The organism is uncultured Roseobacter sp. (assembly GCF_947495025.1).
In the GTDB taxonomy this organism is placed as follows: Bacteria; Pseudomonadota; Alphaproteobacteria; order Rhodobacterales; family Rhodobacteraceae; genus Roseobacter.
On record NZ_CANLXG010000005.1, the window covers coordinates 23898 to 36145 of the forward strand.

A 12248-nucleotide genomic window follows, 5' to 3' on the forward strand; every position below is an offset into this window, starting at 1 on the left:
GAAAGCCTGTCATGCGCGAATCCGACCTGTGTAAGTTATAGTTGACACTTTTCTTCAAAAGTCGCACCTTTCCGGGTAACCGCCGGCAGAAAAGGTCACCACCGGATGCACACGGACAAGTCACGACACAGCGTCCCGCCGGGCCTCTATTCGCCCGAGGAACGCGCGCGCCGTGATGCAACGGTCTGGACCACAATCCAGGGCATTCTGGCACCCCTGCAGTTCGTCATCTTTCTTGTCTCTCTTGTCCTTGTTCTCCGCTATCTTTCCACCGGCGAGGGCTATGCCGCGGCAACTGTCTCGATCCTGCTTAAAACACTGGCGCTCTACGTCATAATGGTCACCGGCGCGATCTGGGAAAAAATCGTTTTTGGTCAGTACCTTTTCGCACCTGCCTTCTTCTGGGAAGATGTGTTTTCCTTTGCCGTCATCGCGCTGCACACGCTCTATCTCTGGGGTCTGTTTTCGGGCGCAATGGATGCGCAGACACAGATGACCGTGGCTCTTGCGGCCTATGCGGCATACGTGGTCAACGCCGTCCAGTTTCTGCTCAAGCTGCGGGCCGCCCGTCTGCAGGCCTCTGCCCTCTCTGAGGGCCGCCCGGAGGTGACCGCATGAACGACCTGCCCCGCATCAGCGCAACCGGTGGATGCCGCGACGAGCCGATTCTCAAGCAGCGCGGGCAACGCGAGGTTTTCTGCGGACTGACGGGAATCATCTGGCTGCACCGCAAAATGCAGGATGCATTCTTTCTCGTGATCGGCAGCCGCACCTGCGCGCACCTTCTGCAGTCCGCCGCCGGCGTGATGATTTTCGCCGAACCACGTTTCGGTACGGCAATCCTCGAGGAGACCGATCTCGCCGGCCTTGCAGATGCACAGGCCGAGCTCGACAAGGTCGTCGACCAGCTTCTGGCCCGGCGGACTGACATCCGGCAGCTGTTTCTGGTGGGCTCCTGCCCGTCGGAGGTCATCAAGCTGGATCTGTCCCGCGCTGCCGAGCGTATGACCGAGAAATACGCACCGTCGGTCCGGGTGCTGAACTTTTCCGGCTCCGGCATCGAAACTACTTTTACACAGGGCGAAGACGCCTGCCTTGCCTCGATGGTGCCGGTTCTGCCGAAAACAGATGAACGGCAACTGCTGCTTGTGGGCGCGCTGCCCGACGTGGTCGAGGAACAGGCGGTATCGCTGCTGACAGACATGGGCGTCGGCCCGATCCGGGTGCTCCCGGCACCGCGCGCTGATACGGACCTCGGGGTAGGTGACAACACCGTCTTTGCCCTGACCCAGCCTTTCCTCGGTGACACCCACGCAGCACTTGAACGGCGCGGTGCCCGTCATCTGGCCGCCCCCTTCCCCTTTGGTGAGGAAGGCACAACGGCCTGGTTGCGCACAATCGCACAGGAATTCGGTGTAGACGTCGAAACCTTTGACCGCGTCACGGCAGCGCCCCGCGCCCGGGCGCGCAAAGCGATTGCACAGGCCTCCGAAAGCCTGCGTGACAAATCCGTTTTCTTCTTTCCCGACAGCCAGCTTGAAATCCCGCTTGCACGTTTTCTGACCCGTGAATGCGGCATGCGGGCCATCGAAGTCGGCGCTCCCTTCATTCACAAGGGCATCGTCGGTCCGGACCTCGACATGCTGGCGCAGGGGCCCACCCTGTCAGAGGGCCAGGACGTCGATCTGCAGCTGGACCGCTGCCGCGAAGCCCGCCCTGACCTGACGGTCTGTGGCCTTGGCCTGGCCAACCCGCTGGAGGCCGAAGGTCTCGCGACGAAATGGGCCATCGAACTGGTCTTCACGCCGGTGCATTTCTACGAACAGGCGGGCGATCTCGCGGGCCTCTTCTCGCGTCCGATCCGCCGCGCAGAGCTTCTGGAGCTGGAGGCCACCCCATGAAGCTTCACCCTTCCAGAAATACTCAAATCCGGCGCGTGCCATGAAGCTCACCGTCTGGACATACGAAGGCCCGCCCCATGTCGGCGCTATGCGTGTCGCAACCGGCATGAAAGACATGCACTATGTGCTGCACGCCCCGCAGGGCGACACATACGCCGATCTGCTTTTCACGATGATTGAGCGTCGCAACCACCGCCCGCCGGTTACCTATACCACGTTCCAGGCCCGCGATCTGGGATCTGACACCGCGAACCTTTTCAAAACCTCTCTGCAGGACGCCTATGAGCGCTTCCGGCCCGAAGCGATGATCGTTGGCGCCTCCTGCACCGCCGAGCTGATCCAGGATGACCCCGGCGGCATGTCCGAAACGATGGATATCCCCGTGCCGGTGATCCCGCTGGAACTCCCCAGCTACCAGCGCAAAGAGAACTATGGCGCGGATGAAACCTTTTTTCAGATCGTGCGCACGCTGGCCCGGCCCATGGAACGCACGGCACAGATCTCATGCAATCTGATTGGTCCGACCGCGCTCGGTTTTCGCCACAGAGACGACATTACGGAAATCACCTCGCTGCTGTCCGATATGGGCATCAGCGTTAATGTGGTGGCTCCCATGACGGCTTCTCCCGCTGATATTGCCCGCATGGGTGCCGCCCATTTCAACGTCCTGATGTACCCCGAAACGGCCGAAACCGCCGCACGCTGGATGGAACGCGAGCTGGACCAGCCCTGGACGAAAACCGTGCCGATCGGCGTCGGGGCGACACGCGACTTCGTGCATGAGGTTGCCGGGATTACGGGGCTGGAGCCACGTCTGGATGAAGAGCGGTTGCGCCTGCCCTGGTACTCCAGATCCGTGGACAGCACCTATCTGACCGGCAAACGCGTCTTTATTTTCGGCGACGGCACCCATGTCATGGCCGCCGCACGCGTGGCCCGCGACGAAATGGGTTTCGAAGTTGTGGGGATGGGCTGTTACAACCGCGAAATGGCCCGCGGCGTGCGCGCTCTGGCACGGGACTTTGGCATCGAGGCCACCATCACCGACGACTATCTGGAAGTTGAGCGGGTTATCGAAACGCTGCAGCCGGAAATGATCCTCGGTACGCAGATGGAACGGCACATCGGCAAACGCCTGGGCATTCCCTGCGCGGTCATCTCGGCCCCGGTGCATGTTCAGGATTTCCCGGCACGCTATTCCCCGCAGATGGGGATCGAGGGCGCGAATGTGCTCTTTGATACCTGGGTGCATCCGCTGGTCATGGGGCTCGAGGAACACCTGCTGCACATGTTCCGTGATGATTTCGAGTTCCACGATGCAGCAGGGCCATCGCATCACGGCGGGCATGCGCCGAAGCCGGAAACACCCGGGACGACAGTGCCTCTGGCAGCGCCTTCGCCACGGAATAATCCGGACCAGAACAAAGAGCATGCCGGCGGCGATGTTATCTGGCTGGAGGATGCAGAACGCGAGCTGCGCAAGATACCCTTTTTCGTGCGTGGCAAGGCGCGGCGCAACACCGAAACGTTTGCAAGCGAACGCGGTGTTGCCGAGATCAGCATAGACACGCTTTACGAAGCAAAGGCCCATTATGCGCGATGACAGCGGCATAAGAGCGGGCCGCCTGCCCGGCTATCGCGTGGTGATCCTGACGCTGGACAGTCACGCGGCCGGACCGGCACTGCGGGCGATGGACAGGCTGAGCCTGGATTATCCGGGACTGTCTATTTCCGTTCACGCCGCCGCTGAATGGGGTGAGACGCCCGGCGCTTTTGAAGCGGCCCGCGAAGCGGTCGAAACGGGTGACATCATCGTTGCGAACCTGCTTTTTCTGGAAGAGCATATCTCGCGCATTCTGCCCAGCCTTACAGCACGCCGGGATAACTGCGATGCCATGATCGGCATTATCGCCGATGCGTCGATCGTAAAACTGACACGGATGGGCAGTCTGGACATGCAGGCGCCCGAATCCGGTGCCCGCAGGCTGATGAAAAAACTGCGGGGTTCCTCGAAACCGTCCAGTTCCTCGGGTGCGGACAAGATGGCCCTGCTGCGCCGTCTGCCAAAGATTCTGAGGTTCATTCCCGGCAAGAGCCAGGATCTGCGCGCCTGGTTCCTGACCATGCAATACTGGCTGGGCGGGTCTGACGATAATGTCGAGGCGATGATCCGTTTTCTGGTGAACCGCTATGCCACCGGCACCAGCTGGGGAGCCGCGCCCGAAGCCGCAGCACCTGTCGAATATCCCGATGCGGGGCTCTATCATCCGGACCTGCCCGGTCGGATTACCACTGATCCCTCGGTTCTGCCTGTGCCGGACGGCGCCACCCTGACTGTCGGGCTGCTGATGATGCGGTCCTATGTGCTGTCGTCAGACACTGCGCATTATGATGCTGTCATACGGGCATTCGAGGCCCGCGGTATCCGTGTTCTGGCAGCTTTTGCCGGCGGACTGGACGGCCGCCCGGCGATCGACGCATATTTCCGCGATGCGGATGCCGTGCATATCGACGCGATGGTGTCGCTGACCGGGTTCTCGCTGGTCGGTGGACCAGCCTACAATGACAACGCCTCGGCCATCGAGGTGCTGGAAGGCCTGGATGTTCCCTATGTTGCGGCCCATCCGCTGGAATTCCAGACCCTCGATCAGTGGTCCGCAAGCGCGCAGGGCCTCGGTCCGATCGAGACAACCATGCTGATCGCGCTGCCTGAACTGGACGGCGCAACCAATCCGACGGTTTTTGCCGGTCGTCACGGCGAAAGCGGATGCCAGGGCTGCTCTCATCAATGCGCGAACCAGTCCGATGCCAAAGCCATGGCCCCCTGCCCCGAGCGGATCGACAGCCTGGTGGAGAAAACAGTGCGGCTGGCCACCCTGCGGCGCGGAGAACGTGCTGACCGTAAAGTCGGCATCGTACTTTTCGGCTTTCCGCCAAATGCAGGTGCGGTTGGAACGGCGGCGTATCTGAACGTTTTCCAGAGCCTCTTCAACACGTTAAACCGTTTGAAATCCGATGGTTACTCGGTAGACGTGCCCGGATCAGTGGACGAGTTGCGCGCCGCAGTGCTAGAGGGCAATGCCGCGCAATTCGGTCAGGAGGCCAATGTCGCGGATCACGTCAGCGCCGACACGATTGTCCGTACAACGCCCCCGCTGGCCGCGGTAGAAGCCGTCTGGGGGCCGGCGCCCGGGCGCATCCAGTCGGACGGCCGCGGTGTTTTCGTGCTGGGCCAGCACTTTGGCAATGTCTTTGTCGGCGTGCAGCCTGCCTTTGGCTACGAGGGCGACCCGATGCGGTTGCTGTTTGAAAAAGGCTTTGCCCCGACCCACGCCTTTGTCACGTTTTACCTCTGGCTGAGGAACACCCTGAAGGCGGACGTGATCCTCCATTTTGGCATGCACGGTGCGCTGGAATTCATGCCCGGCAAACAGGCCGGCCTCGGCGCACGGGACTGGCCCGACCGCCTGATCGGTGAGATGCCGAACGTTTATCTCTATGCCTCCAACAATCCGTCCGAAGCGACACTGGCCAAACGGCGCTCGGGCGCGGTGACGGTGACGCACATGACGCCACCCCTGGCCCAGTCCGGCCTCTACAAGGGCCTGTCCGAACTCAAGGACAGCCTGACCCGCTGGCGCGCGCTTGATCCCGGTGCCTATGAGCGCCAGGAGCTGGAAACCCTGATCGCCGATCAGGCCGGGGCCGTAGACATGGCCGGCACGCCACCCGATGCGCTCTGGCTGAAGCTGCTGGAGACAGAGGATGCGCTGATCCCCGACGGGCTGCACATCATCGGCGAAAAAATCAGCGATGCGGCGCGCGCCGAATACATCAGCATCATGCAGGATGCCGACGACGACACACGCGCCCGGGTCGACCGCCTGCTGCAGGAAGAAACCGAGCTGGACGCGATCTGTCGCGCGCTCGGGGGGCACTATATCTCGCCTGTGCCCGGCGGTGACCTCATCCGGTCACCTGATGTTCTGCCCACCGGGCGCAACATCCATGCCTTTGATCCGTTCCGTATGCCCACCGCCTTCGCCTGCCAGGATGGCGCAAAACAGGCGCAACTGCTGCTTGATACCCATGATACTCTGCCCCGGACCGTCGCACTGGTGCTCTGGGGCAGCGACAACATCAAATCCGACGGCGGGCCGATTGGTCAGGCGCTCGCCCTGATGGGCTGCACACCCCGGTTTGACAGTTTCGGCCGGCTCGCAGGCGCTGATCTGGTGCCGCTCGAGGAACTGGGCCGACCCCGGATTGATGTGATCATGACGCTGTCGGGCATTTTCCGCGATCTGCTGCCGCTGCAGACCCGGATGCTGGCAGAAGCCGCCCTGAACTGTGCTGCGGCCGACGAACCGCTGGAACAGAATTTCATCCGCGCCCATGCGCTGGCCTATATGGAAAAGTCCGGCTGCACGCTCGAAGAGGCCGCATTGCGCGTCTTTTCCAACGCCGAAGGGGCATATGGCTCGAATGTGAACCAGCTCGTGGACAGTTCGGCCTTCGGGGATGAGGACGAACTGGCGGATGCCTATGAGGCCCGCAAGAGTTTCGCCTACGGCACGGACGGCAAGGCATCAGCCAATGCAGATCTGTTGCAGGCACAGCTGGCAGAGGTCGACGTCGCCTATCAGAACCTTGAATCGGTCGAGCTGGGTGTGACAACGGTAGATCACTACTTTGACACCCTGGGCGGCATCGCCCGCGCGGTCAAACGGGCAAAAGGCACCGAGGCGGCGGTCTATATCGGCGATCAGACCCGCGGCGCGGGCAAGGTCCGCACGCTGCGCGATCAGGTCGCGCTTGAGACCCGCGCGCGCAGCCTGAACCCCAGGTTCTACGAAGGTCTGCTGAAACACGGATCCGAAGGTGTGCGCCAGATCGAGGCGCATGTGACCAATACACTCGGCTGGTCGGCGACCACCGGGCAGGTCGACCCCTGGGTGTACCAGCGGATTTCCGAGACGTTTGTGCTGGACGCCGAGATGCGCCAGCGGCTGGCAGACCTGAACCCCACGGCGTCCAGCCGGATGGCAAACCGCCTGCTGGAAGCACACGACAGAAACTACTGGTCCCCGGACGCAGAAACGCTGGCAGCTCTTCAGGATGCTGCCGATGCGCTTGAGGATCAGCTCGAAGGGATCGCTGCACAATGATCCCTGCGCCATCTTTTGCCTGCGGGAACATCCGGCGGGGATATTTTAAGCCAGAAGAAGCGGGGGTGCGCGCCCCCTTTGAAAGGAAACCAACATGAGCCCACTCGACAGAACACCCCCCTCTCTGCGGGGACAGGACGGCGAAGGCTCCGTTCAGGTCCATCAGGATGACAGCGCCAAAATCGAAGGCGCCAAGGTCTTTTCGGTCTACGGCAAAGGCGGGATCGGCAAATCGACGACGTCATCAAACCTCTCTGCTGCCTTTTCCATGCTGGGCAAACGCGTTCTGCAGATCGGCTGTGATCCCAAACATGACAGTACGTTCACGCTGACCGGGACACTGCAGCCAACAGTGATCGACATTCTCAAGGAGGTGGATTTCCACCCCGAAGAGCTGCGCGCCGATGACTTTGTTTTCGAGGGCTTCAACGGCGTTAAATGCGTTGAGGCCGGTGGGCCGCCTGCCGGCACCGGCTGTGGAGGCTATGTGGTTGGCCAGACGGTCAAGTTGCTGAAACAGCACCACTTGCTGGAGGACACCGATGTGGTGATCTTTGACGTGCTGGGCGATGTGGTCTGCGGTGGCTTTGCGGCCCCCCTGCAGCACGCGGACCGCGCCCTGATCGTCACGGCCAATGATTTCGACAGCATCTATGCGATGAACCGGATCATCGCCGCCGTGCAGGCCAAATCGGCCAACTACAAGGTGCGGCTGGCGGGCTGTGTGGCCAACCGGTCGCGCGAGACAGACGAGGTGGACCGCTATTGCAAAACCGTGGGCTTTAACCGCATTGCACATATGCCCGATCTTGATGCCATCCGCCGGTCGCGTCTCAAGAAGAAAACCCTTTTTGAGATGCCCGATGATGAAGAGATCGTCCAGGTGCGCAAGGAATACATCCGCCTGGCAGAAACCCTGTGGAACGGGACCGAGCCCCTGGCCCCTGCCCCGCTGCCGGACCGCGAAATATTTGAACTGCTTGGATTTGACTGATGCGCGATGACGTAACCTTTGCGGATGCGGGAAATATCCCGGCAACGGGCAGAAAGCCGGCGCCGGGATATGACGCGACTCTGGAAAGGGTTGAGACCTATTTTGACCGTACGGCCACCCGCACCTGGGAACGGCTGACATCGGACGCGCCGGTCTCAAAAATCCGCCAGACCGTGCGCGAAGGCCGTGACCGGATGCGCGCGCTGCTGCTCAGCCGTCTGCCTGCCGATCTGAGCGGAGCGCGGGTGCTCGACGCGGGATGCGGTGCCGGTCAGATGACCATCGAGCTGGCAAAACGCGGCGCGGATGTGCTGGCCATCGATATCTCGCCCCAGCTGGTCGAGATCGCAGAACAACGGCTGCCCGCCGACCTGCGCAAACGGGTCAGCTTTGCATCCGGCGACATGCTGCGCCCGGCACTGGGTCGGTTTGACCACGTGATCGCCATGGACAGCCTGATCTACTACACCGCCGACGATATCGGCCGCGCGCTGGCCGCACTGGAAAAGCGCACATCGCGCACCATCGCCTTTACCGTGGCACCGCGCACCCGCCTGCTGATGGCGATGTGGTATGCCGGCAAACTCTTTCCGCGCAGCGACCGCAGCCCGGTGATGATCCCCCATGCGCACCAGCCGCTGGCTCAGGCCGCGCGCGCGCAGGGTGTGAACGGCATGCTGCGCCCTGTCGATCGCGTGACATCCGGTTTCTACATTTCAGAAGCGATGGAGCTGCGCGCATGAAGGCACGGCTGCAGCATATGTCCCTCAAGGCGATGCCATTCGCCGACGCAGCCAGCGACGGGCTGCCGATGGACCAGTTGCTGCGGCTCTCGCTCTTTCAGGTCTCTGTTGGAATGGCATCGGTCATGCTGCTTGGCACGCTGAACCGGGTCATGATCGTCGAGCTGTCCGTACCTGCGATGATCGTGGCGCTGATGATCGCGCTGCCGGTGCTGATCGCACCTTTCCGTGCGCTGCTCGGTTTCCGGTCCGATACGCATAAATCGGCCATCGGCTGGAAACGGGTGCCCTACATCTGGTTCGGCTCGCTCTGGCAGTTCGGCGGCCTTGCCGTCATGCCCTTTGCGCTGCTGGTGCTGGGCGGTGATGTAGTGCATGAGATCCCCTTTGCAGGCGAAGTTCTGGCGGCTCTGGCCTTTCTGATGACGGGCCTTGGGCTGCATATGACGCAGACCGCCGGGCTGGCACTCGCATCGGACCGGGCCGACGACGAAACCCGCCCGCGCGTGGTGGCGTTGCTCTATGTGATGTTCCTGCTTGGCATGGGCCTGTCTGCGGTAATCGTCGGCCTGCTGCTGCGCGATTTCACGTCGCTCAAACTCATCCGGGTGATCCAGGGCGCGGCCGTGGTCGGCATCGCGCTCAATCTCGTGGCCCTGTGGAAGCAGGAACACGTCCGCCCGATGAGCAAAGCCGAACGCGCAGCACCCCGTCCGAAGTTTGCGGATGCGTGGTCTGATTTTATGAACGGTGGGCAGGCCGGACGCCTGCTTGTGTGCGTTTTTGTGGGAACAATGGCGTTCAACATGCAGGACGTGCTGCTCGAACCTTATGGCGGCGAAATCCTCGGCCTGTCTGTGTCTGCGACCACGCTGCTGACCGCACTCTGGGCCATCGGCGCACTGACAGGCTTTGGCCTCGCTGGCGCGCGTCTTGCGCGCGGTTCGAACTCTTTCCGCCTCGCCGGTGGCGGCATTCTTGCCGGTATCTGGGCCTTTTCACTGGTGATCTTTGCTGCGCCCATGGGCTCAGAGGTGCTTTTCTTCGCCGGCGCGGGCCTTATCGGCTTTGGCGGCGGACTTTTCGCGGTGTCGACGCTGACGGCTGCGATGACCATGCCCGCAACCGGGACAGCGGGCCGCGGGCTGGCACTTGGGGCCTGGGGTGCTGCACAGGCGACCGCCGCGGGCGTCTCAATTGCCCTTGGCGGCGGGCTGCGCGACTGGGTCGGGCATGCGGCCACAACCGGCCAGCTGGGCGAGGCGCTGAACAGCCCCGCCACCGGCTATTCATTCGTTTACCACACCGAGATCGGCCTTTTGTTTGTCACTCTCGTGATCCTCGGACCGCTCGTGCGCCAAAGCGGTCCTTACTCCCCGATGGAAGCCGGACAGCGCCCGATGGGCCTGGCCGATTTCCCAACATGACCCCGTTTCAGGAGGAAACCATATGACTGGAACATTCTTTGGCGAAGTAGATCTGGCGAGCGTAACGCTCTGGCTTTTCTACATATTTTTTGCAGCGCTGATCATTTACATCCAGCGGGAGAACATGCGGGAGGGCTACCCGCTCGAGGACGATGAGGGCAATCCGTCATCGAACCCCGGCATGTGGCCACTGCCGTCGGACAAGACGTTCAAACTGCCCCATGGCCGCGGAGAAGTGACCGTGCCCAGTGGCCAGACGCCCGAACGGGCAGATATTGCACTCAAACGGTCCGGCCCCGGCAACGGCTACCCGCTGGAGCCCACCGGTGACCCGATGCTCGACGGTGTTGGCCCCGCGTCCTGGGCGCCGCGCCGCGACGCACCGGAGCTGGACGGCCACGGTCACCCGAAAATCGTCCCGATGTCCGGTGCCGAAGGGTTCCGCGTTGCCGCAGGCCGCGATCCGCGCGGGCTGCCGGTGATCGCAGGTGACGGTGAAATCGTCGGCAAGATCACCGACATGTGGATCGACGAACCGGAACAGATGGTGCGCTATCTGGAAATGGAACTGGACAGCAAATGGGGCTCGGGCACACGTCTGATGCCGCTGACCTTTGCCCGCATCTGGTCTGACCGGGTCAACGTGCACGCGCTGCACGGCAAGCATTTCGCGACCATCCCGACAATCGCGAGCCCGCGCCAGGTCACGCTTCTCGAAGAGGACAAGATCTCGGGCTACTACGGTGGCGGCAAGCTCTATGCCGGCAACCGCGCGGACCCGAAGATCTGAGGCGGTGATGCCTTCTGCGTCATACCACTCACCCGGTACGGGCCCGCAGGGGTCCGGCACCGGTGGTATGCCGCGCCTGCCACAGACCACAGCCAGAGGAGATACTCGCCATGTCTCATGACGACTTTGAGATCGAGCCCGTTGAGGGGCTCCCCGAGAAACCGCCTGCAGGGGAAGAAATTCTCTGGCAGGGCCGCCCGGACTGGTGGGCGCTGGCCCGGGAAGCTCTCGGCGTGCGCTGGGTCGCGGGATACTTTGTTCTGCTGGCACTCTGGCGGTTCATCTCTGTGCTGGACATTCTGCCGGTCGGTCATGCCATCGGAGCGATGGTTCCCTATCTGATGCTGGGTTTCGTCGTCTGCGGTCTGCTGACCCTCGTGGCGGTGGCCCAGGCCCGTGCCACGGTCTACACCGTGACAGACGCACGGGTGGTCATGCGGATCGGGGCCGCGCTGACCATCACGCTGAACCTGCCCTACAAACAGGTGAGCAACGCGATGCTGGATCTGCGCCGGGGCGGAACGGGAACGATCGCGCTGGAGACCCTGGGCGAGACGCGCCTGAGCTATCTGACCTGCTGGCCGCATGCACGCCCCTGGTGCATCCGGCGCGCGCAGCCCGCGCTGCGCTGCATCCCCGAGGCCGAAAAGGTTGCGCGCCTGCTGGGCGAGGCCGCCGAGGCCCGGGTTTCTGTACCCGTCGTGACCAGAAGCGCTCCTGCACCTGCAACAGTGGCAGCGGAGTAAGACCATGAGCACCCGGACACAGCCCCGTATCCATGCAAAGCCCGAAGAGCTGGTGCCCCTGATCCTTGTACGGGTCATGTTCGGCCTCGTGGGGCTGATCCTTCTGATCGTCAGCATCGCAACCTTTGCCGGGCGCGAACCGGACAGCCAGCCGCCTGCCGGCAAACTGCTGGCCGAACGCGCCATCTATCTGTCGGGCGATGCCTCCGGTGCCGCCCGTGTGCTGGATGCAACCGGCACAGTGCTGGCGGATTTTCCTGCTGACAAAGGCGGCTTTGTCGCCGGCATCGAACGCGTGATCGCGCGCGAACGCGGCAAGTCAGGGGCTGATACCACTGCACCCGTGCTGCTGCAGCTGCGCGAAGGCAACCGCCTTTCCCTGAACGACCCCGTCACCGGATGGTCCGCCGAGCTTATGGGCTTTGGCGCATCCAACACCCGCACCTTCGCCAGGCTGCTGGGCCAACCCTGAACCATTG

General features: G+C 62.5%; 10 protein-coding genes. All 10 read left to right on the plus strand.

The annotated features are described in order from the left end of the window. Positions 1–105: 105 nt before the first annotated feature. Complete coding sequence (gene bchF, locus Q0792_RS18680) at positions 106–618, plus strand: 2-vinyl bacteriochlorophyllide hydratase (RefSeq protein ID WP_298844465.1); 513 nt, start codon at positions 106–108, stop codon at positions 616–618. After that, on the plus strand, positions 615–1901 hold the full coding sequence (locus Q0792_RS18685) for a ferredoxin:protochlorophyllide reductase (ATP-dependent) subunit N (protein WP_298844468.1): 1287 nt from the start codon (positions 615–617) through the stop codon (positions 1899–1901). Before bchF ends, Q0792_RS18685 begins: the two co-directional genes overlap by 4 nt. A 40-nt stretch (positions 1902–1941) precedes the next feature. Next, the gene (gene bchB / locus Q0792_RS18690; protein ID WP_298844471.1) at positions 1942–3504 is read left to right on the plus strand and encodes a ferredoxin:protochlorophyllide reductase (ATP-dependent) subunit B; all 1563 of its coding nucleotides are present in this window, start codon (positions 1942–1944) and stop codon (positions 3502–3504) included. Continuing rightward, positions 3494–7069 carry a magnesium chelatase subunit H gene (locus Q0792_RS18695; RefSeq protein ID WP_298844474.1) on the plus strand — a complete coding sequence of 1192 codons (3576 nt, stop codon included), beginning with the start codon at positions 3494–3496 and terminating at the stop codon, positions 7067–7069. Before bchB ends, Q0792_RS18695 begins: the two co-directional genes overlap by 11 nt. Positions 7070–7163: 94 nt before the next feature. Then, complete coding sequence (gene bchL, locus Q0792_RS18700) at positions 7164–8063, plus strand: ferredoxin:protochlorophyllide reductase (ATP-dependent) iron-sulfur ATP-binding protein (RefSeq protein WP_298844477.1); 900 nt, start codon at positions 7164–7166, stop codon at positions 8061–8063. Next, on the plus strand, positions 8063–8806 hold the full coding sequence (bchM, locus tag Q0792_RS18705) for a magnesium protoporphyrin IX methyltransferase (protein ID WP_298844525.1): 744 nt from the start codon (positions 8063–8065) through the stop codon (positions 8804–8806). Before bchL ends, bchM begins: the two co-directional genes overlap by 1 nt. Further along, positions 8803–10233, plus strand: a complete 1431-nt coding sequence (locus tag Q0792_RS18710; protein WP_298844561.1) for a PucC family protein — start codon at positions 8803–8805, stop codon at positions 10231–10233. The genes bchM and Q0792_RS18710 overlap by 4 nt, the downstream gene beginning before the upstream one ends. A 22-nt stretch (positions 10234–10255) precedes the next feature. Further along, positions 10256–11023: a photosynthetic reaction center subunit H gene (gene puhA / locus Q0792_RS18715; protein ID WP_298844564.1), complete on the plus strand. Its 768-nt coding sequence runs from the start codon at positions 10256–10258 to the stop codon at positions 11021–11023. Positions 11024–11133: 110 nt separating this feature from the next. Then, complete coding sequence (gene puhB, locus Q0792_RS18720; protein WP_298844567.1) at positions 11134–11769, plus strand: photosynthetic complex putative assembly protein PuhB; 636 nt, start codon at positions 11134–11136, stop codon at positions 11767–11769. Positions 11770–11773: 4 nt separating this feature from the next. Beyond that, the gene (gene puhC, locus Q0792_RS18725) at positions 11774–12241 is read left to right on the plus strand and encodes a photosynthetic complex assembly protein PuhC (protein WP_298844570.1); all 468 of its coding nucleotides are present in this window, start codon (positions 11774–11776) and stop codon (positions 12239–12241) included. The last annotated feature ends 7 nt before the right edge of the window (positions 12242–12248 follow it).